This is a genomic window from Myxococcus hansupus, from assembly GCF_000280925.3.
Taxonomy (GTDB): domain Bacteria; phylum Myxococcota; class Myxococcia; order Myxococcales; family Myxococcaceae; genus Myxococcus; species Myxococcus hansupus.
In genome coordinates this window covers 427,143-448,345 of the sequence record NZ_CP012109.1, presented here as the reverse complement: position 1 = coordinate 448,345, position 21,203 = coordinate 427,143, and the positions used below count along the sequence as shown (strand labels likewise).

16 protein-coding genes are annotated in these 21,203 nt (G+C 69.9%); 9 read left to right on the top strand and 7 right to left on the bottom strand.

Going from position 1 to position 21,203, the window contains the following annotated elements:
* Window positions 1-131: 131 nt before the first annotated feature.
* Window positions 132-1,196 (bottom strand): mannose-1-phosphate guanylyltransferase, encoded by a 1,065-nt coding sequence (locus A176_RS01860; RefSeq protein WP_002633165.1) that lies wholly within the window; start codon window positions 1,194-1,196, stop codon window positions 132-134.
* Between the two features lie 46 nt (window positions 1,197-1,242).
* Here A176_RS01860 and A176_RS01855 point away from each other — a divergent pair, with 46 nt between their 5' ends.
* The 3 genes from A176_RS01855 to A176_RS01845 all read left to right on the top strand — a co-directional run bounded on the left by A176_RS01855 (window position 1,243) and on the right by A176_RS01845 (window position 7,120).
* Window positions 1,243-4,116, top strand: a complete 2,874-nt coding sequence (locus A176_RS01855; RefSeq protein ID WP_044890507.1) for a GDSL-type esterase/lipase family protein — start codon at window positions 1,243-1,245, stop codon at window positions 4,114-4,116.
* Window position 4,117: 1 nt separating this feature from the next.
* Window positions 4,118-5,533, top strand: a complete 1,416-nt coding sequence (locus A176_RS01850) for an MBOAT family O-acyltransferase (protein ID WP_002633167.1) — start codon at window positions 4,118-4,120, stop codon at window positions 5,531-5,533.
* A 162-nt stretch (window positions 5,534-5,695) separates the two neighbouring features.
* Window positions 5,696-7,120: a DUF2254 domain-containing protein gene (locus A176_RS01845; RefSeq protein ID WP_226994156.1), complete on the top strand. Its 1,425-nt coding sequence runs from the start codon at window positions 5,696-5,698 to the stop codon at window positions 7,118-7,120.
* Between the two features lie 4 nt (window positions 7,121-7,124).
* Here the strand turns inward: A176_RS01845 and A176_RS01840 are convergent, their stop codons facing one another.
* Together A176_RS01840 and A176_RS01835 are read right to left on the bottom strand one after the other, a co-directional pair.
* On the bottom strand, window positions 7,125-8,261 hold the full coding sequence (locus tag A176_RS01840) for a chemotaxis protein (protein WP_144429482.1): 1,137 nt from the start codon (window positions 8,259-8,261) through the stop codon (window positions 7,125-7,127).
* Between the two features lie 134 nt (window positions 8,262-8,395).
* On the bottom strand, window positions 8,396-10,273 hold the full coding sequence (locus A176_RS01835; RefSeq protein WP_002633170.1) for a SulP family inorganic anion transporter: 1,878 nt from the start codon (window positions 10,271-10,273) through the stop codon (window positions 8,396-8,398).
* Between the two features lie 253 nt (window positions 10,274-10,526).
* Here A176_RS01835 and A176_RS01830 point away from each other — a divergent pair, with 253 nt between their 5' ends.
* Both A176_RS01830 and A176_RS01825 read left to right on the top strand, forming a co-directional pair.
* Window positions 10,527-12,302, top strand: a complete 1,776-nt coding sequence (locus tag A176_RS01830; RefSeq protein ID WP_002633172.1) for a SulP family inorganic anion transporter — start codon at window positions 10,527-10,529, stop codon at window positions 12,300-12,302.
* Between the two features lie 43 nt (window positions 12,303-12,345).
* Complete coding sequence (locus tag A176_RS01825; protein WP_002633173.1) at window positions 12,346-14,010, top strand: arylsulfatase; 1,665 nt, start codon at window positions 12,346-12,348, stop codon at window positions 14,008-14,010.
* 61 nt (window positions 14,011-14,071) lie between these two features.
* On the opposite strand, the gene A176_RS01820 is transcribed toward A176_RS01825, so the two are convergent.
* Both A176_RS01820 and A176_RS01815 read right to left on the bottom strand, forming a co-directional pair.
* Window positions 14,072-15,352 carry a threonine/serine exporter family protein gene (locus A176_RS01820; protein ID WP_002633174.1) on the bottom strand — a complete coding sequence of 427 codons (1,281 nt, stop codon included), beginning with the start codon at window positions 15,350-15,352 and terminating at the stop codon, window positions 14,072-14,074.
* Window positions 15,315-16,331: an HAD family hydrolase gene (locus A176_RS01815; protein WP_002633175.1), complete on the bottom strand. Its 1,017-nt coding sequence runs from the start codon at window positions 16,329-16,331 to the stop codon at window positions 15,315-15,317. Before A176_RS01815 ends, A176_RS01820 begins: the two co-directional genes overlap by 38 nt.
* 286 nt (window positions 16,332-16,617) lie before the next feature.
* Between A176_RS01815 and A176_RS01810 the strand changes: the two genes are divergently transcribed.
* The 4 genes from A176_RS01810 to A176_RS39555 all read left to right on the top strand — a co-directional run bounded on the left by A176_RS01810 (window position 16,618) and on the right by A176_RS39555 (window position 19,606).
* Window positions 16,618-17,052, top strand: a complete 435-nt coding sequence (locus tag A176_RS01810; RefSeq protein WP_002633176.1) for a YciI family protein — start codon at window positions 16,618-16,620, stop codon at window positions 17,050-17,052.
* 32 nt (window positions 17,053-17,084) lie between these two features.
* Entirely contained in the window at window positions 17,085-17,483 is a 399-nt protein-coding gene (locus A176_RS01805; protein ID WP_002633177.1) for a YciI family protein, read from the top strand.
* 189 nt (window positions 17,484-17,672) lie between these two features.
* Window positions 17,673-19,037: a SitA5 family polymorphic toxin gene (sitA5, locus tag A176_RS01800; protein ID WP_021781414.1), complete on the top strand. Its 1,365-nt coding sequence runs from the start codon at window positions 17,673-17,675 to the stop codon at window positions 19,035-19,037.
* An 11-nt stretch (window positions 19,038-19,048) separates the two neighbouring features.
* The gene (locus A176_RS39555) at window positions 19,049-19,606 is read left to right on the top strand and encodes a hypothetical protein (protein ID WP_002633179.1); all 558 of its coding nucleotides are present in this window, start codon (window positions 19,049-19,051) and stop codon (window positions 19,604-19,606) included.
* On the opposite strand, the gene A176_RS01790 is transcribed toward A176_RS39555, so the two are convergent.
* Both A176_RS01790 and A176_RS01785 read right to left on the bottom strand, forming a co-directional pair.
* On the bottom strand, window positions 19,603-20,196 hold the full coding sequence (locus tag A176_RS01790) for a CoA pyrophosphatase (RefSeq protein ID WP_002633180.1): 594 nt from the start codon (window positions 20,194-20,196) through the stop codon (window positions 19,603-19,605). The two genes, A176_RS39555 and A176_RS01790, sit on opposite strands and share 4 nt — an antisense overlap.
* Before the next feature lie 18 nt (window positions 20,197-20,214).
* Window positions 20,215-21,108 (bottom strand): undecaprenyl-diphosphate phosphatase, encoded by an 894-nt coding sequence (locus A176_RS01785; RefSeq protein WP_002633181.1) that lies wholly within the window; start codon window positions 21,106-21,108, stop codon window positions 20,215-20,217.
* Window positions 21,109-21,203: the final 95 nt, after the last annotated feature.

Sequence of the window (21,203 nt, the reverse complement as noted above, 5' to 3'; positions counted from 1 at the left end):
CCTTGTGCACTCCTGGACAGAGCAAGCCCCCAGGTGGCCGAGGTCGCCCGTGAATCAGGGTTGGGCGTCCCGTAATTCTTTCAGGGCCGCGCCCGGGCGTTTTTCCAGCGCACCCGGGCGCACCTGGACGCCTAGAGGTACTTCGTCAGCTTGCGGGCCTTGAGCGCCTCGACGACCTTGCGGACGTCCTGGCTCTTGTCCTTGGGCACCACGAGCACCGCGTCACCGGAGTCCACCACCACCATGTCGGTGAGACCCACCACGGACAGCGGACGCTTGTCGGCCAGCACCACGCAGTTGTGGCAGTCCACCACCACCGCCTGCGCGCCGGACACCACGTTGCCGTTCGCGTCCGCGGGGCGCACCTCCGGGATGGCCGCGAACGAGCCCACGTCGGACCAGCCGAAGTCCCCGGGCAGCACCGCGATGTTCGCCGCCTTCTCCATGACGCCGTAGTCGATGGAGATGGAGGGCAGCTTGGGGAACACCTTCTTCAACACCCCGCCGAAGGTCCGCTTGCCCGCGGCCTTGCGCAGGGCGTCCAGGCCCTTCTGCATCTCCGGCATGTGCTTGGCGAACGCCTCCAGGATGACGTCCACGCGGAAGACGAAGATGCCGCCGTTCCACAGGTAGTCACCGGACTTCACGTAGCCGCGCGCCGTGTCCAGGTCCGGCTTCTCCTTGAAGGCCCGAACCTTGCGGCCGCCGCCCTCCAGCGCCGCGCCCACCTGGATGTAGCCGTAGCCCGTCTCCGGGCGCGACGGCTTGATGCCCAGCGTGACGATGTGCCCCGCCTCCGCCAGGTCCGCCGCGTCCGCGAGCGTGCGCTTGAAGCCCGCGACGTCCGCGACGTGGTGGTCCGAGGGCAGCACCACCATGACGCCCTTCGGGTCCCTGGCGGCCACCTGCACCGCCGCCAGGGCGATGGCCGGCGCGGTGTTGCGGGCCACCGGCTCCACCAGCAGGTTCGCCTTGGGCAGACCCTTCACCAGCTTCGCCGCGGCCTTCGCGTGCAGCGGGCCGCAGACGATGAAGGTGTCCTTCACGGAGGCGAGCCCCTTGAGGCGCGCGGACGTGTCGGTGATGAGCGGCAGCTTGGACGCCAGCGGGAGGAACTGCTTGGGCCGGGCCTGACGAGACAGCGGCCAGAAGCGGGTGCCGGAACCACCGGCCATGATGACGGGGTAGAGGGCCATTTCGGGTGTTGCACTCCTGAAGACCCCGGACCGAGCCGGCGGCCATATGGCGGCGCACCATACCGTTTCGGCCTGGGCGGGAAAGGGGGACTCGCCCGCCCGCCCTCCAGACGGCGAGGCCATGAAGGGTGGTGAGAGTTTTGACCCGCCACCAAAAAGCCAGTCTCATGCCGCGCTGTTGGACTTCCTCAAGGCCAGATCCACCGGGCTGACGCTCATCCTCACCGTCGCACTGGCGTTGGGGCTCTCGCTTGCACCGGTTCCAGACGCCTTCCGGCCGCTCCCGAGTCTCCAAAGAGGCCCGCTGCACGAGAAGCTGGTGGCGCTCGTCCTGCCGACGTCGATGTCGGGAGGCCGCGCCACCCGTCCGCCCGGCGAGGTGATGACGGCGGGAGCCAGCGCCGCCCAGCGCCCGCCAGAGGAGACCGAAGAGGTGGAGCAGGAGCTCGACGCCGGCTCACTCGCGGCCGCCCCCCTGCCCGCGGTGCCCACCACGCCGGGCATCGGCCTGGAAGAGCTGAGCGCCCCCACCCTGGCCCGCGCGAAGGAGCTGGAGGCCCTGCGTGAGCGCATGGGCGCCCAGCACGTGGACGTCGAGCTGAACTGCCGCAAGGAAGGCCCGGACGGAGACTGCCTGGAGGATGGGCTGGCCCCCTTCACCCGGGCGCTGTCCGAGCTGCGCACGGACGCCCGCCGCGCGCCGGTGCGCGTGGTGCACCTGGGGGATTCACTGGTCGCGTCCGACCACATCACCGACCTGGTCCGGGACCGGCTCCAGGAGCGCTTCGGCGCCGGCGGCAAGGGCTTCCTGTTCATCACCCGCCCCGCCAGCGCCGGCCGCTGGACGCGCTCCGGACGGGGCACGGACGGCTGGGAAATCGAGCGGCTGGTGGACTCCAAGTGGCCCCGGGACCGCGTGGGCTGGACGGGCGTGGCCTTCAGCACGGACAAGGGTCCGCAGAGCACGCGTTATGACGTGGAGGGCTCGCGCGTGGCGGAGCTCTTCTTCCTGGCCCAGCCCACGAGCGGCTCGGTGCAGTTCTCCGTGGACGGCAAGCCGCTCCAGCGCATCCAGACGCGCGGCTTCTCCAAGAACAAGTCGGAGGCGGCCTTCGCCCGCGTGACGCTGCCCCAGGGCGCGAAGACGCTGACGCTCACCACCTCCGGCAAGGTGGAGCTGCACGGCATGACGCTGGAGACGGGCACGCCGGGCGTCGTCTACGACACGGTGGGCCTGCTGGGTGGCATGGCGGAGGTGTATCTGCGCGCCCAGCCCGCCGCGTTCCGCGCGCAGCTCCGTCAGCGCAAGCCGTCGCTGGTGGTGATGATGGTGGGCGGCAACGAGGCCTTCTTCTACTCGAGGGACCGCATCACGCTGGAGACGGTGCGCGAGCAGATTCGCGAGCTGATGTCCCGCGTCCGCGCCAACGTGCCGTCCGCCGCGTGCCTGCTCATGGCCCCCATCGACGCGGGCGTGCGCACCATGAGCGGCGAGGTGGTGGCGCGGCGGGGCACCCAGGAGATTGGCGACATCTACCGGGAAGAGGCCCGCGCGGCCGGGTGCGCCTTCTGGGACGCCTACGCCGCCATGGGGGGCGACGGATCCGCGGCGCGCTGGTTCGCGGAAGGGCTGATGCTGGACGACCTCGTCCACCCGCGCGCCCGGGGCTCGGACCTGCTGGGCCACCTCTTCGACATGTCCGTCCAGCGCGCCTTCGCCAAGAGCCGCGCGCCCCTGCTGACCGTGGCGGACCCGACGGGCTTGCAGCACGCGGACACCGCGCTGACCCGGACGTTCGACAAGCTGCAACGCCGCGAGTCCGGCGAGTCCCTGCGCGTGGGCATCACGCAGCTCGGCGGCTCGCACACGGCCTCGCACTACTTCACGGACGCGGTGCGCGACGTGCTGTCGAAGCGCTTCGGTGACGCCGGCCGGGGCTTCATCGCCGCGGGCAAGGCGTCCCCCCGCCTGGAGCCCTCGGGTGTCACGCGCGCGCTGGAAGGCGAATGGCGCATCGAGGACGCGCTGTCCTCTCCGCACGGCGGACCGTGGGGCCTCACGGGCGTCCGCGCCGTGGGGGGCCCGGGCGCGAAGCTGCGCATCCAGTTCTGCAAGGACTGCCCGGACGCGAAGCAGCCCTCCGGCCGGTTGGACCTGTACGCCCTGGACGTGCCGGACACGCGCGCCCCAGACATCACGGTGGACAGCGAGGCCATGCCGCCCGAGGCCCCGCCGCCCGAGCCGCTCACCGCGCCCACCGTGCGCATCCGCTCCTTCCCCGTCACCGGGCCCTCGCACACCGTGGAGGTCACCGCGCCGAAGGACGGCAACGTCACGGTGCTGGGGGCGTCGCTGGAGTACGACACACCGGGCATCGTGTACGACGCGCTGGGGCTGCCCGGCGCCACGTCCTTCGCGCTGAAGAACATGGACGCGGCGGCGGTGGACGCGCAGCTCGCCTCGCGGCGGCCGGACCTGCTCGTGTTCTGGTACGGCACCAACGAGGCGAGCCGGCCCGACCTGGACAGCGCCGCGCTGCGCCGGGACTACACCGCGCTGCTGAAGCGGCTGCGCCAGGCCACCAACGCGGAGTGCCTGCTCCTGGGCCCCACGGACCGGCTGGAACAGGACGCGGGCGGCCCGTGGCGGGAAGCGCCGTCACTGGTCTCCGTGCTCAACACGCTGCCGCAGGTGGCGAAGGACGCGGGCTGCGCGTACTGGTCGCCGCGCGCGGCCATGGGCGGCGAGCGCTCCATGCTGCGCTGGCAACGCGCGCAGCCGGCGCTGGGCCACGCGGACGGCGTCCACCTGACCGCGGAAGGCTACGCGCGGCTGGCGGGCGCCTTCGCCCGGGAGCTGCTCACCGCGTACGAGGCCCACCGCAAGGCGGGCCCCACCTCGCGCGTGGAGGACAACTGACGTGCTGTCGCACAGCGTCCAGTACCTCGTCTTCGTCATCGCGGTGTTCGCCCTCTACTGGGCGGTGCACCGGCACTACTGGCCGCGACTGGGCGTGCTGCTGGTGGCCAGCCTCTTCTTCTACGCGGCGTTCACGCCCTTCCCCATCCTCATCTTCCTGGTGGGCGTCACGGTGGACCACCTGTGCGTGAAGGGCATGGCCCGCGCGCAGTCACCGGGGCTGCGCAAGGCGCTCGTCACGGTGTCGGTGGTCTCCAACCTGAGCCTGCTCGCGGGCTTCAAGTACCTGGAGATGCTGCGGCAGACGGCGCTGTCGCTGCTGGCGCCGTGGGGCATCGAGGTCCGCGCCGAGCCCTTCAACCTGCTGATGCCGGTGGGCCTGTCCTTCTTCGTGTTCCAGGCCATCAGCTACACGGTGGACGTGTACCGCGGGAAGGCGAGCGCGGAGCACTCGTTCCTGGAGCACCTGCTGTACCTGATGTTCTTCCCGCGCGTGGTGAGCGGCCCCATCGTCCGCGCGTCGGAGCTGATGGTGCACTTCCGCCAGACGCCCAGCCTCACGCCCGAGGCCGGCGGCCATGCCCTCTTCCGCATCGCGGTGGGCCTGGTGAAGAAGCTGGTCATCGCGGACGTGCTGGGCGCGGGACTGGTGGACCCCGTCTTCGCCGCGCCGGAGAAGTACGCCTCCGCCGAGTGCATCGTCGCGGCGGTGGCCTACACCTTCGAGCTCTACTACGACTTCTCGGGGTACTCGGACATCGCCATTGGCGTGGCGGCGCTGTTCGGCTTCAAGTTCCCGGAGAACTTCAACCGGCCGTACCTGGCGAAGAACATCGGTGAGTTCTGGAACCGGTGGCACCTGAGCCTGTCCACGTGGCTGCGCGACTACCTGTACCGGCCGCTGGGCGGCAACCGCGTGTCCAAGCCGCGCGTGCTGTTCAACCTGATGACGGTGATGGTGCTGGGCGGCCTGTGGCACGGCGCGGACTGGCGCTTCGCCGTGTGGGGCCTGGTGCACGGCGTCGCGCTGTGCATCTCCCGCTGCTGGGAGTGGTCCGTGGGCAAGCCCGAGTCCCCAGGCATCCCGCGCCTGGCGCTGGGGATGTTGGCCACGTTCACCATCGTCGTGCTGACGCGCGTGGTGTTCCGGGCCGCGGACATGGCGCACGCGGGGGAGTTCTACGAGCGGATGATGGCGGGCGTGCCGGGTATCGCCAACGTGAGCCCGCTGGTGTGGGGCATGCTGGCGGCGGCGGTGTTCTTCCACGCGGTGCCGATGAAGCTCTACACCGTGTCGTCGGAGCTGTTCGTCCGCATGCCGGTGCCGGTGCGCGCCACGGCGCTGGTGCTGCTCGGCCTGGGCATCCGCCACCTGTCCGCCGTGGAGACGCGGCCGTACGTGTACCTGCAGTTCTGAGCGGGCACAGAGGCTGTCGGGCCCCAGGTCCCCGGGCCCTCGCCTGCGCCTTGCCGCCAGGCGGGAGCGTTCCCAGTCTCTGGGGGCAACCCCGTCGCCCAGGTCCGAGCACCCGGCCCGACGGCGGTGCTCGGTCGGCCTGAGCGCGCTGGCGCGGGGCCCTTGCCGTGGCGGAGGGACTTGCGCGTGGCGGGCATCCAGACACTCTCCCGCACGGCCATGGGACGTGGCGTCCCCAGGTCCGGTCCTCCCCGCGGTGCCCGACCGCTCCGTTGGTGGCTGCGGCATCGGCTGTGGCTCTCGCCCGTGGTGGGCGCGGTGACGGGGGCGTGCCTGGGCGTGGTGTTCGTGGAGCCACCGGCGTTCGCGGCCAGGGTCCTGCGCGGCGTCGCCTGGCAGGCCACCGCCGCCGAGGCGCGGGACATGCTCTTCACCGCGCTGGGAATCGCGCTGACCTCCCTGAGCATCGTCCTGTCCCTCTCCATGCTCGTGGTGCAGAACGCCGCCGGGCAGTTCTCACCCCGCCTGCTGCGCCATTTCGTGCAGGGCGCGGGCATCCGCGTGGTCATCCCGGTGTTCATCGCCACCAGCGTCTTCTGCCTCGTGGCCGCTCACGAGTTCGGGCTCGTCGCGGGCGCCGAGCGCGCGCCACGCCCGGCGCTCAGTCTGGCCATGTTGCTGCTCGTCGTCTGCGAGGGAGCGCTCGTCTTCCAGGTGCTCCATACGCTCCAGGCCATGCGCGTGGAGAACATCGTTCAGCGGGTGCGCGTGGACACGCTGCGCGTCGCGCACAGGATGGAGCGGCTGCGCACAGGAGACCTGGAGACACCCGCCGAGGTGCCAGCGCCCATGGGCGTGCGTTGGCCGCTGCGCGCCCCGCGGCACGGCTTCGTCGTCTCCGTGGATGCGCGGGCGCTGCTGGAGGTGGCGACGACACGGCGGCTCGTCGTCCATCTGGAGCGCGCCATCGGAGAGCCGGTGATTCAAGCCGGCGAGGTGGGCTGGTTCGCGCCGGATGAGGGCAAGTCCACCGCGTCGTGGGAGGAAGCCGAGCCCCTCCTGCTCCGCGCCATCCGCACGGACCGCTGGCGGGACGAGGACGTGGACGTCGCGTTGGGCGTGCGCCAACTGGTGGACGTGGCCGTCAAGGCGCTCTCTCCGGGCATCAACGACCCCTACACCGTGGTGGAGGCGTTGGACCAGCTCACCTTCTTGATGTGCGAGCTGAGCCAACTGAGGCTGGGCCTCCGCGTGGTGGCGGACACGTCCGGGCGCCCGCGCGTCTTCCTTCGTGCGCCGTCGCTACGCGACTACCTGGACCTGGTCACGGACCAGACGCTGCGCTACGGCGCCTCCGAGCCCGCCGTCGTGCTGCGGCTGCTGCGGCTAGCGGGCGCCGTGGGCCAGCATGCGACGAAGGCGGAGGCGCGCCGGACAGCGCGTGAGACGCTGCACCGCATCCTGGCGGCCACGGAGCAGGGACAGCAGGGTGCCTCGTGGCTCGCGGGCATCCGACGTTACGCACGGGACGTGGAGCCAGCGCTGGAGGGGAAGCCCCTTCCTCCGCTGCCCGCGATAGGGTTCTGAGGCGTCACCCGGCGGCGCGCCCCCACCGCCCTCGCGCGACCGCGAGCACCACGCCCACCCCCAGCAACAGGACGAACACCGCCAGACAGACGAGGCCCAGAAGTCGCGCCGCCCGTCCGAAGGCGTGGTCCACCCAGCCTCGCGCCAGCCCATCCAGTTGCTGGAGCGCGGCGACGCGCTCCGCGCGCAGGTCCGCCATCACCGCCGCGCGCTCGCGGTCCACATCCCCCATGAGCGCCTGGCGTTCAGCGGAGACGAACGCCTGGAGGGACCGCCGCTCCTGCTCCAGCTCCGACAGCACGGCGGCCCGCTCGCGGGACACCAGCGCCGGGACGCCGGCGGCCAGGGCGTCGAGCTGACCGAGGAGGTCCACCGCGCGCTTCAACTCGCCCAGGGCGACGCCCAGGACGGGGAGGTCCGCCGCATCGCTCGCCGCGAGCTCCGCCTGCCACCGCGCCTGCCGGGGAAGGCTGGCGGCATAGAGGTCCATCCGGGTGGTGAGGTCGCGGGCGTCCTCCAGCAGCACCGCCGCCGCGCCCAGCGGGCTGACACCAGAGCGCGTGGAGACGGTGGCCAGCAGCGGCGCGGTGGACTCGCGCGCGGTGAGCGAGCCGGTCAAGGGGTGCTCGGTGGCCCACTGGTGGATGAGCGCGCGCGCATGCGAGATGTCCTCGTGGCCGGAGAGGTCCTCCCAGAGCGCCATGACCTCCGACTCCATGGCCTCCAGTTCGCGCTGGGCTTGCCGCACCTGCGCGGGCGGCGCGCGGGCGGCCCGCCGGGGCAGCGCGTCCTGGAGCTGGGCGAGCAGCGCCCAGGCATCCACCAGCCCCGCCACCGGGTCGGGCTGGAGCAGCGTCGCCTGGAGGATGGGCACGCCGTTGCTCTTGAACGCCAGCATCGCCCGGTGGACCTCCCGCGAGTCCGAGTCCGCGGCGATGCCGTCCGCCGCCGCTTCCAGCATCCCAGGCAGGCGGCGCGCCAAATCCCTCACCTGGACCCGCAGCGCGGCGACGCTCAGGTCCGACCGGCCGACGCGCTCGAGCAAGGGCGAGCGAGGCGGCGCCGCGGCGCACGCCATGACGAGGCAGCACATCAGGCCCGCCGCGACCAGGCGCCACGGGCGAGCGAGAGCGGGGGACATGGGACAGCGGCAGACAGTGTGCCGTCCCCCGTCGTCCACCAAGCCCCCTGGAAGTCCGAACGCGCGTTGCATCGCTGACGCCGGTCCAGCGCCTGGGTCAGGGCGCGCCTTCTCCCAGCGCGGCGGGCGACGCTTCAGTGCTGCCCGGGCCGCATCGCTCCCAGCGCGGATTCCGCCCGGCTCAGGCGCCGCCCCAACGTCAGGAGCCGCTCGCGGTCAGCGCCCTCGTCCGAGTCGAGCGTGGCGCTGGCCTCATCCACCAGCAGGCGCAATCGGTGAAGGCCGTCTCGCAACAGCCCCTTCCCTTGGGGGGTCACCGCGGGAGCGCGAGCCAGGTGCTCCACCACCGCGTCCAGGACCTGCGGGTAGAGGTTCTCCGCGCCCACCTTCGCCGTCACCCCGGCGCGCTCCAGCATCCGGCCCGTGGGGGCCATCACCCGGGTCAGCATCAGCGTCGACCGCCGCCGGGCCAGGTCGTCATGAAGCGCCGCGAGCATGTCCGCGCCAGGGACATCCAGGTCCGCGGTCACCTCCAAATCCAACAGCACCGCTTGCAGGTGGGGACCGGCCTGTCGCACGCGTGTCATGATTTCATCGCGCAGCGACGTGGCGTTGGCGAAGAAGATGCCCTCGTTGGGGCGAAGGATGAGCATGCCCGGAACCGTCAGCGGGCGCGGCGTCCGCCGCACGTCTCCAAAGGCAAGCGCCCCCGGGACACGGCCCAGCTCACTCAGCCGCGGCAGGCTCGCGCGGTACACCGTGAGGAAGAGCGACACCCCCACCGCCAGCAGCAGTCCCGGCAGGACGTCCAGGGCGAGCACGCCGAGGAGCGCCACGAAGGCCCCGAGGAAGTCGGCCCGCCGAACCTGGTACAGCCGCCGAACCTCCCGCACGTCCATCATTCCCGACACGGCGACCACCACGATGGCGCCCAGCGTGGCCTCCGGCAACAGGCGGAAGAGCGGCGTGAGGAACAGGGCGACGAGCAGCGTGAAGCCCGAGGCAAGCATCGCCGAGACCTCGGTGCGCGCCCCGGCGGCGTCGTTGGCGGCGGACTTGGACAGGCTGCACCCGATGGAGAAGCCCCGAAAGAGCCCGGCGCCCACATTGGCGGCGCCCAGCCCCACGAGCTCGCGATTGGCATCCACCTCGTAGCCATGACGCGCGGCGAGCATCCGCGCCGGGCCAATGGCCTCGGCGAAGGCCACCAGCGCGATACCGCACGCGCCGGGCAGCAGGCGCAGCAAATCTCCCAAACCCACCTGCGGCACCTGGGGAGGAACGAGGCCCGCCGTCACCTTGCCCACCACCTTCACCCCACGCGAGTCCAGCCCCAACAGCGCCGTCACCGCGATGGACAGCGCCAGCACCACCAGCGCCGCGGGCAGGCGCTTCGACACGCGCCCCAGCGCAAACAGCGCGATGAGGCTGCCAGCGCCCACGAGCAGCGTGACGCGATGTGTGGCGCCCAGGTGCGTGAGGAGAAACCACGACCGCTCGAAGAAGTTTCCGTCACCGCCCTCGATGCCGAAGAGCTTGGGCACCTGCTTGATGGCGATGATGAGCGCGAGGCCGAAGACGAAGCCGGTGAGCACGGAAGCGGAGAAGAACTGGGCGATTCGGCCCAGCCGCAGCACGCCCGCCAGCAGCGAGATGAGCCCCGCCAGCATGGCCAGGGCCGCCGTCAGGACGACGAAGCGGGGCGACCCCACCTGTGCCAGCGCACCCACGGTCGCGGCGGACAGCACCGCCACCGCCGCAGACACCGCCACGATGAGCTGGCGCGAGCTGCCGAAGAGCGCGTAGAGCACCAGTCCCGCTGGCGCCGCGTAGAAGGCGGCCGTCGGGGGCAGGCCCGCCAGCTCCGCGTAGGCCATCCCCTCCGGGATGAGCAGGGCGGTGACGGTGAGCGCCCCCACCGCGTCCCGCTTCAGCCACGCGGCGCGGTAGCCGCGCACCGAAGCGATGAAGGGGACAGCGCGCGAGAGCCAGGAGACCGCGGACGTTGGCATGTGGAGGCTCCTCCCAGGACGGGCGTCAAGGCGGGTGGCCTTGAGCGAAGGGTGCGGCTGTCCGGCTCCTTCCCTGGGCCTTCGGTCCGAGCCGGGCCATCGGTGCTCGCGCCTGGGAGATGGGGATGGTGCTTCCAGCGCGCAAATCCCCAGGGGCGAGCGGCCATGCCAGGAGCCGCCCGCGCGACGCCGTGAATTGCGAAGCGGCCCCAGCGTTCGCAGCGTGTCACGGGGACACCCGCGCGAAGGGGGGATGGTGGCGAGCGACCTGGTGGCGCGGACATGGCGGACGGTGCGGCGGGGTCCACCGGGCTTGCGACAGGCGCGCGGCTATCAGCGCCGTTGGTTCCGCGCGGACCTGCTCTCGGCACTCACCATCGGCGCGATGCTCATCCCCCAGGGGCTGGCCTATGCGCAGCTCGTGGGCGTGCGTCCGGCGGCGGGGCTCTACGCGGGTGTGGTGGGCATGCTGGCCTATGCGCTGTTCGGCCCGTCGCGGCACCTCATCGTCGGCCCGGAGGCCGGTGCCGCCATCCTCACCGCCGCGGCGCTCGCCCCGGTGGTGGCGGGGGCGAACGCCGCTCGCTACGCATCATTGGCGGCGCTGCTGGCGCTGCTGGTCGGCGTGTTGAGCCTGCTCGGAGGACTGCTCAAGGTCGGCGCGCTCGCGGACTTCCTGTCCAAGCCCATTCTCATCGGCTACATCAATGGCGCCGCGCTCATCATCATCGGCAGCCAGCTCGCGCGGCTCTTTGGGCTGGAACGCCACGCCGACACGTTCTCGGGCCAGGTGTTCGAGGTGGCCACCCACCTCCACCAGACCCACGTCCCAACGCTCCTGTTGGGGTTGGGCGTCATCACCACGCTCGTGCTGCTGCGGCGGCTTCTTCCCAAGGCGCCCGGTCCGCTCATCCTGGTGGTCCTCACCACGGCGGCGGGGGCGCTGTTCCAACTGGAGCACGGGGGCATCAAGGTCGTGGGGCCTCTCGAAGCGGAGCCCCCCGCTCCGGGCCTGCCATCCCTGCGCTTCGAGGACGTGCGGGCGCTGCTCCCCGCCGCCTTCAGCCTGGCGCTCGTCAACTACGCCAGCTCCGTGCTGACAGGCCGGCTCTACGCCGACAAGTTTCGCTACCGGCTGGACAGCAATCAGGAGTTCCTCGGGCAGGCCGCCGCCAACCTCGCCAATGCCTTCAGCCAGGGGTTCCCCGTGACGGGAAGCGACTCGCGCACGGCCGTCAACGTCTCCATGGGTGGGCAGACCCAGTTGGTGGGCGTGCTCGCTTCCGGCGTGGTGCTGGTGTTCGCCCTGTTCCTCACGCCCCTGCTGCACGACCTGCCCATGGTGACGCTCGGCGCCATCGTCTTCGTGGCCGCGGTGTACCTGCTGGAAGTCCAAGCCATCATCGACCTGTGGCGAGTGCGGCGCGTGGAGGCGGTGCTCGCGTGCGTGACGATGGTGGGCGTGCTGGTGTTGGGCATCCTCCAGGGCATCCTCGTCGCGGTGGCGCTCGCGCTGGCGGACCTCATCCGCCGGGCCGCCAGGCCCCACGACGCGGTGCTCGGCGAGCGCGAGGGCGTCCCCGGTTACCACGACATCGAGCGGGCCGAGAACGCGGAGACGGTGCCCGGGCTCATCATCTACCGCTTCGATGCACCGCTGTTCTTCGCCAACGCGCGACATCTGCGGGAGCAAGCCCGGGCCTTGGTCTCCAACGCGGACGTACCCGTGCGGTGGTTCGTGATGGACGCGTCCGCCGTGTTCGACATGGACGTCACCGCGGCGGAGGGGCTGGAGAAGCTGCGCCGCGAATTCAAGGAAGAAGGCGTGGTGCTGGGCATCGCCGAAGCCCGGGCGCCGCTGCGCGCGCTGCTGCGGCGCACCGGACTGCTGGAGCGGCTGGGCCCGGAGAACGTGCACGCCACCGTGGGAGCAGCGGTCCGTCATTTCCTGAGAGACACGGACAGCGGTGGCGCCCATCCCGAACACCCGCGACCCGGCGCTGGAACGCCCCCTCCTCCCAGACCATGACACCACGGCTCCGCATGCACACCTCCTGTCCAGGAGGCGACACATGGCAAGCAAGGCGAAACCCACGGGCAATGGAAACGGCAACGGCAAGCAGACGCAGCGCAAGCCCAACATCCTGGTCATCTGGGGAGATGACATCGGGCTGTGGAACGTCAGCGCCTACAACCACGGGATGATGGGCTACCTGACGCCCAACATCGACCGCATCGCGAAGGAGGGCGCGATGATGACGGACTGCTACGGCCAGCAGAGCTGCACCGCGGGCCGCGCGGCCTTCATCACCGGCATGAACCCGCTCCGCACGGGGCTCACCACCATCGGCATGCCCGGGGCGAAGTATGGGCTCCAGGACTCCGACCCCACCATCGCGGAGATGCTGAAGCCGCTGGGCTACACCTGCGGCCACTTCGGCAAGAACCACGTGGGGGACTCCAATCCCTACCTGCCCACCGTGCACGGCTTCGACGAGTTCTTCGGCAACCTCTACCACCTCAACGCCGAGAATGAGCCGGAGTGCCCGGACTACCCCAAGGACCCGACCTTCAAGCAGCGCTTCGGCCCGCGCGGCGTCCTGCGAACCTGGGCCACGGACCGCCATGACCCCACCGAGGACAAGCGATGGGGTGTGGTGGGCAAGCAGCGCATCGAGGACACCGGCGCGCTCACCCGCAAGCGCATGGAGACGGTGGACGGGGAGTTCCTCCAGGGGACGCTGGACTTCATGGAGCGCGCCGTGAAGGACGGCAAGCCGTTCTTCCTCTGGCACAACACCACGCGCACCCACGTCTGGACCTACCTCCAGGAGAAGTACCGGAACGCCACCGGCTACGGCCTCTACGCGGACGCCATGCGGGAGCTGGACGACATCGTCGGCGTGCTGCTGGCCAAGCTGGATGAGCTGGGCATCGCGGACAACACGCTGGTGGTGTTCTCCACCGACAACGGCGTGGAGAAGATGGGCTGGCCGGACGGCGGCAACAGCCCGTTCCGTGGCGAGAAGGGCTCCACCTGGGAGGGCGGCGTGCGCGTCCCCTGCATGGTGCGCTGGCCGGGCGTGGTGGAGCCCGGGCGCGTCATCAACGACATCTTCGCGCACGAGGACTGGATGCCCACGCTGGTCTCCGCGGCGGGCGGCCCCAAGGACCTCGCGGCGCAGTGCCAGCGCGGCTACAAGGTGGGCGACAAGACCTTCCGGGTCTACCTGGATGGGTATGACCAGACGGGGCTGCTCGCGGGCAAGGAGCAGGGAGCCCGGCATGAGTTCATCTACGTGCTCGACAGCGGCAACCTCGCGGCTGTCCGGTATGACAACTGGAAGCTCATCTTCAGCTACCAGGACGGCGAAGGCGCCGACATGTGGTTCAGCGGCAAGCGCTTCGACCCGGCGTGGCCGTACCTCATCAACCTGCGCTCGGACCCCTTCGAGTACGGCCCCCATGCCGGCCAGTACCTGAGATGGTACGGGGAGCGGATGTTCACGTTCGTGCCCGTGCAGGCGCTGGTCCAGAAGTTCGCGCAGAGCCTGCTCGACTTCCACCCCAGCCAGGCCCCGGGCAGCTTGAGCATCGGGCCCATCAAGGAGCGCGTGAAGCGGCAGTTGTTGGAGGCGAGCGAGCGCCAGGAGGAGACGGCCATCGGCGACCAGGTCATGGCCTTGGCTGACCAGGTGGAGCAGCTCGTCCGCCGCTCCCAGCAGTCGCACGCGTAGTCACGCGAGGCGCCGGGCGGCGGAGCACCGCCGCCGCCCGGGCGAGGCGCTCCATGCCGCGCTACGCGCTCCCGGAGCCCGACGCCACGGTGCCGTCGCCGTCCACGGGGGTGCGCGGCGGCACCACCAGCGTCGCGAACACCAGCCCCATCACCAACTGGAGCGCCACCAGCAGCACGTCGAACAACCGGGCGTCATCCGTGCCCGGGCGTCCCATGCCGAGCAACGCGATGATGGCCTGCGTCCCCATGAAGCCCGGCGCGAGCTGCAACAAGCCCGGCATGATGACGGTCATCGGCATCCGCCGCCCGCCCCGGCCGTAGAGCAACCCGGCCACGCCCAGCACGAACGCGGCCACCATCGGGCTCCCCTGCTCCCCCAGCACCGCCTTCATCCCCGCCTGCGTTCCGTAAGCGAGCAGCACACCACCGACGATGCCCACCACGTCGCGCGGCCGGCCCGCCATGCAGACCACCAGCGCCAAGCCGCCGACCGCCAGCAGCAAGAAGGTGACCCAAGGCGGAAATCCGTGCGCGCCGCTGGATGCCGGCAGCGGACCGACAAAGCGCCACAACGTCGAGGCCGCCATGATGCCCACGCCCAGCATCAGGAAGCGCAGCAGGCCATAGACCAGCCGCGTCATGCCGGCCTCCACGGACTCCGTCGCCAACTCCACCGATCCGAGCGTGACCACCATTGCGGGCACCAGCAGCACGGCCCCGCCAAACAACGCCTGGACCACGTCGAAGGGAGGCAAGACGAACCGGAGCCCGAACGCCACCAGCGTTCCCAGGAACGCCGCGAGGAAGCTCTTCTGCAGGTCCACCCGCTGCGAGCGCAACGTGCCGAAGTGGATGACGCCCGCGATGCCCCCCACGAGGAGGGCCGCGAACATCTCCCACCACCCGCCCCCCACGCGCGCCGCGACCGCCGCGCCATACACGCCATAAGCCAGGAGCACGAGCCACTTCGGGAAGGGCGAGCGCGTGGCCACGATGCGATCCAACTTCGTCCGGGCCTCGGGCAGGCCCACGCCGCCGCCCGCGATGTCATCCGTCAATTGGAGGAGCGCCGCCGCGCGGCCCAGGTTCCAGTGCGGGTTGAAGGGCAGCCGCGCGAAGTCCGCGGGCGCGCGTCGCGGTGCCACCACCTGCGTCATGGCCAGGCTCTGGACCGTGAAGACCTCCGTCTTCAGCCCCCAGGCCTTCGCGGCCCGGCGCACGCGCGCCTCCACGAGGAACGATGGCTGGTAGGCCAGATGTAGGGCCTTGGCCAGGTCCAGAAGAAAGCGGGACGACGCCTCGTCATCCCCCTCCGTTCTCATCGGGCACTCGCGTTCCATCGAAGATGCGCCTCCAATCCCGCTGCATGCTGACCACGGTCCAACCGCCCTGGCGCGCGGCCTTCAACGACGCGCCGTCGTTCTCCTCGTAGGCGAACTCGCGCACCGCATCGTCGTGGTGGATGAGCAAGGCGAAGCCCGGGCAACCGCGCTTGCGCGTGTACTGGAGCATCTGGATGTCCCCACCGGAGCGCACGTTGCCCGCCGCGAAGACGGGCCGCCGGCCGATATGCTCGTCGATGCCCACCGGCTTGCCCGCCTTGTCATTGACGTGGGACACGCGCGCCTCACGGCGCAGCACCGAGGGAGCGTGCGCCTCGTCGAGCGACTTCTTCAGTTGGCTGCCAATCACCTGCTGGGGCGGGATGCCGTAGGTGGCCTCGGAGATGACGCGCATGAAGTCGATGCCTCCCGCCGAGGCAAGCCACGTCTGGAAACCGTTCGCGCGCAGATACCGGAGCAACTCCAGCATGGGCGCATAGGCGAGCTGGTTGTACGGGACATCCCATCTCGGATGGCGGGCGTTCTGGAAGAAGGTGCGGACGTCACGGATGAACGCCTCCTCCGTCATGCCGGCATGGGTCTCCCCGAGCAGCTTCGTCAACCGGGCCTTGTCCATGAGGGAGAGCTCGGAGAGGTCCCCCTCCAGGATGGCCTTGAACGGCTGCCGCTTCGACAGCGTCGGGTCCTCCTTCACGCGGGAGCGGAGCGGCTTCAGAAGGAAGGCCCCCTGCACGAGCGGCTGCTCCGGCCAGAGCGTCCCATCGTTGTCGAAGGTCGCGATGCGCGCCTCGACGGGAACGAAGCCGGCGTCTCCCTCGGTCGTGGCGCGGGTGACGAAGTCGATGATGGCGTGCTTCACCGTCCCCTCGTTCCACGACGGCAGCGGATCCGCCGCCAACGCCTGGAGCGGCACCTCCATCCAGCGCGCGAGCGCGGCGAGGAGCCGGCCCCCTTCATGCAGTGCTCCACGAACCATGTCCGCCTCCTGGCGCGCCGCGCACCCAACCCGACTCCCACGACGGTGATGGCTCCCCCCTCGCGTCACAAGGCCGCCTGGAGGGCATGCAGAGAGGGCCTGCTGGGCTCGGCCGCCGCGCCAGGCGGGCCTCAACATGCGGATATCACTGGGTTTCGCTGAAACTTCCGGGGTCCCAGCCGGGTTCGCCACGTGATTTTTTCGCCGCGTGTCGATCCGTTCCGAGCTTATTCGTCGCCATTTTGAACGAGGACGCAGCGCCTCCCCCAACCCAAAGGAAGAACCGATGCGCGTCATGGTCATTGTGAAGGCGACGAAGAACTCCGAGGCCAACGTGATGCCCAGCGAGAAGCTGCTCGCGGAGATGGGCAAGTACAACGAGGAGCTGGTGAAGGCCGGCATCATGCAGGCCGGCGAGGGACTCCACCCGAGCAACCGTGGCAAGCGCGTGCGCTTCGGCGGCGGCAAGAAGTCGGTCATCGACGGCCCGTTCGCGGAGACGAAGGAGCTCATCGCGGGCTTCTGGCTCTGGCAGGTGAAGTCGATGGAAGAGGCGGTGGAGTGGGCGAGCCGCTGCCCGGACCCGATGCCCGGCGAGGAGTCCGAGCTCGAGATTCGCCCCGTGTTCGAAGCCGAGGACTTCGGCGCCGAGTTCACGCCGGAGCTGCGCGCGCAGGAAGAGAAGCTGCGCGCGGAGATGGAGCGGAAGCAGAAGGCGTAGTCCGCGCTCGACCGCACCGACAGGAGGACGCGATGCGCGTCATGGTGATTGCGAAGGCGACGAAGTACTCCGAGGCCCAGGCGGCACCCAGCGAGCAGACGCTGGCGGCGATGGGCAGGTACAACGAGGAGCTGGTGAAGGCCGGCATCATGGTGGGCGGAGAGGGGCTCCACCCGAGCAATCGTGGCAAGCGCGTGCGGTTCCAGGGCGGGCGAGAGACGGTCATCGACGGCCCGTTCGCGGAGACGAAGGAGCTCATCGCGGGCTACTGGCTCTGGCAGGTGACGTCGATGGAGGAGGCGGTGACGTGGGCCCGCCGTTGCCCGGCCCCGTTGCCCGGCGAAGAGGCGGAACTCGAGCTTCGTCCCATCTTCGATGAAGAGGAGTTCTGCACGGACGTCACGCCGGAGCAGCCTGAGCAGAAGACGTGACCCGCCGCGGGTTTCAACCCGCCCGCGATGCCATCGAGACAGTTTGGCGTGAGGAGTCCGCCAGACTGCTCGATGGTGTCGCAGGTGTCGTCCACCCACGGCCACGCAAGAGGCCCGAGGCCGTCAGAGGCGGGTGGTACCTCCTGACAGGTGCCCCCACGCATGCGGCGGGCACTTCCGGAGGGTGGCATGACATCGCGCTTCGCGGGTGCAGTGCTCCTGGCAGTTCTCCTCGCCGGCTGCGCAACGCCCCGGGCCGTGCGCCTGGACACGGGACAGGGCGACCCCCTTGTCTACCTCCCCCCGAGGAACGCGAAGCCCGTCGAGATTGACGAGGACGCGTTCCGAAAGGTGCTGACCCAGCTCGTGCTGGACATGCGCTTCTCTCTCGATGCCAGGGAGCCTGAGCGCCCAAGGGTCCGGCACGCGTCATGGGGTTCAGCGGCGCCCCCAGACTCCGCACGCGACTACGGCGCATGGTGCTCCCGCCAGGGCGACCCCGGCGAGTGCCTCGCCCTCCTGGAGGACGGCTTCTCCTTCATGGACGCCAGCGCGCGGCGGAAGATGGCGCTCTCCTTCGCATGGGATGGTGTCTGGGAAGGCGCTCAGGTCGCGGTGCATGAAGTCATCAACCCACTCGCGCTCAAGGCGATGATTACCTCGGCGATGGCCGCGTACATGCTCCTCGTCGTCGCCCCGGAGCCCATCACCAAGCTCGTCGCTGTCGCGCTGACGGCCTACGTGGTCGCCTACCTCGGCGTCGACACCTTCATGAATCTCGTTCAGGGCTGGCAGCGACTCTCCGCTGACTCCGAGCGCGCCGTGTCGTTCCAGGAGCTGGAGAACGCGGGGCACCGCTTCGGGCGTGTCATGGGGGAGAACGGCGCCAGGGTCCTCATCCTCGCGCTGACGGCGGCGTTGAGCGGAGGGGCCGCGAACATGGCCTCCAAGGGGCCCATGCTGCCCGGCTTCGCCAGCGCGGCGCTCGCGGCGGAGACCCAGGCGGGCTTCCGCCTCTCCGCGGCGATGGCAGGAGGCGTTCGCTCCATCTCCGTCGCCGAAGGCGTCATGACCGTGGGCCTTGCCCCCAACGCGGTCGCCATGGCGGCGCGCGGCTCACGAGGTGAGGACGCGGCACATTCCGCGACAAACAAGCGCCCCACACTCCTCGAAAACCAAAAGCCCGATGCGCTCTTGCTCGAACTCGAGGCTGCACGCCAACTCGGAGTTCAGCCAGTGCGAGTGACAGATGCCGCCTTCGTTCGTTACGCAAACGAGGGGCAACTCAAGTGGGTCGTCACCGCGGAGGGAGAGTTGCTGATTCTTCCTCACACGTGGCGCACCAAAGAAATCTCGCACGCGGTTGCCAGCAAGGGGCACCCCGTTCTAGCCGCTGGCCAAGCGGACATCGCCGTGTATGGCTCTACTCGTGCGGGACTCAATATTACGTCGCACAGCGGCCACTACCTCCACAGGGCATCCGCTGCGGTGAGCGCCAACGCACTCGAAATTGGCAAGCAGGCATTCGCCCGCGCAGGCATCATCTTCCCTTAAGCTTGTGGTGCATGGCTACGACTCGCGACCTTCTGGATGCGACCCTGGAGTGGTCTCTCGCGGACGTAAAGAAGTGGCTCGATGGGCTCATCATTGGCGAGGCCGTCGAAGGCGACGCCTTCAACTGGGACGTCTTCGCCTTCACCATCGCCGCACGGGCCCGTAGAGAGCAGAGCCCGGACTGGGCGTACATCGCGCTTCGCGTCTACGAGGCGCTCGCTCGAAACCCTCCATCAGGCGCGGATGCCCATACCTACAAGCTCTCGGAAATGAACCTGCGAGCAGGATTGATTTCCGAACTGGGCGAGCGCGAAGGCGACCCGGTCCTCGACTCGGAGCCCATCGTCGCGTGGATCCAACGACTCACGACCATTTCGCTGGAGGAGGCGTCACGATGGTTGGCGCTGGTGGAAGAAGACTTCCGCGCCGTCCCCGTCGAGAAGCTCCGCGTCCTGCGGAGAATCAAGCACGGGCTCAACACCCTGGCCCACGCCCTGCCCCAAACGAAGGCGGAGCAGAAGCACCCTGAGCTCACGCCCTGGCTCCAGCTCCGAACCCGCCTGCCCTAACCCAACCCGCCAGGAACCTGCGTCACGTGGTTCAGGAAGTCGCGAAGGATGCGCGCCGTGGCGCCCCAGATGACGTGCGTCCCATACGTGTAGAAGTACAGGTCCCGCTCCGCGCCGAGAATCTCCTTCCGCTCCACGCGGAAGATGGCCGGGTCCAGCAAGCCGGCCAGCGGCACCTCCAGGATGAAGGCCACCTCCTCCGCGCTCGGGTCGTACTTCCCGTCACCCGGAATCACGCCCACGAAGGGCCGCACCCGGTACTGCGAAATCGTGGGCACCTCGTCCAGCATGCCCAGCACCCGCACGCCGCGCCGGTCGATGCCCAGCTCCTCTTCCGTCTCGCGCAGCGCCGTGTGCAACGGCGTCGCGTCCTCCGGCTCGCGGCCGCCGCCCGGAAAGCTGTACTGGTCCGCGTGCGTCCGCAGCGTCGCGGGCCTGCGCGTGAAGAGCACATGGGGCACGCCGTCCCGCTCGAACACCGGCACCAGCACCGAGGCCTCCCGCAGGGTCCACCCCGGCAGGTACACCTCACGCGCGGGCCGCGAGGACAACCGTGACTCCAGTGCCTGGAACAGCGACTCCACACTCACGGCCCACGTCCTCTCACGCTAGTCGGTAATCTGCTTCTCCACCGGCGGCGTCCCCGGCTGCCCCGGAACCTCCACGTTCTCCGTGCCCGACAGCGGGCTCAGCTTCCCCGTCTGCAGCAACACCAGCAGCAGCAAGCCCAACGCCACGCGGTACACCACGAACACCAGCGTCGTCCGCGTGCGCAAAAAGCGCAGCAGCCATGCGATGGCCGCCATGCCCGACGCGAAGGCCACCAGCGTCCCCACCCACAGCGCCATCGCGGAGGGCCGCGTCTCCGCCTCCAACAGGTGCTTGAGCTCGAAGACGCCCGCCAGCGTGGTGGCTGGAATGGACAGCAGGAACGAGTAGCGCGCCGCGTCCTCGCGCTTGAGCCCCAGCGACAGGCCGCCCGTCAGCGTGGTGCCGGAGCGGGACGCGCCCGGAATCAGTGCCAGCGCCTGCCACATGCCAATGAGGATGCCATCCTTCCACCGCATGTCCGCCAGCGTCCGTTGGTGCGAGGCCCGCTTCTCCACCACGAGGAGGATGAGGGCCAACACGATGAGGCTGCCCGAGATGACGTAGAGCGAGCGGAACTCGTTCTCGATGAACTTCTTCAACGTCAGCCCGGCGATGCCCACCGGCAGCGTGCCCACCAGGACGAACCACGCCAGCCGCGCCTCCAGCGTGCCGAAGGGCTCCCGCCGCGCCAGCCCGCGGAAGAACGCCGTCACCAACGAGACGATGTCCTTGCGGAAGTAGATGAGCACCGCGGCCACCGTGCCCAACTGGATGACCGCCGAGTACGCCGCGCCCGGGTCCCTCCAGCCGAACAGCTCCGGCGCGATGCGCAGGTGCGCCGTGGAGCTGATGGGGAGGAACTCCGTGAGACCCTGGACCAGACCCAGGACAATGGCTTCGAGGAGGCTCATAGGGTGCGGCCCCCGGATGTATGCCCGCTCCCTTGCTCCAGCAAGGGTGTTCCTCCGTCTCTGTACGCACGGACACCCACGGCCCTCGCGGGACG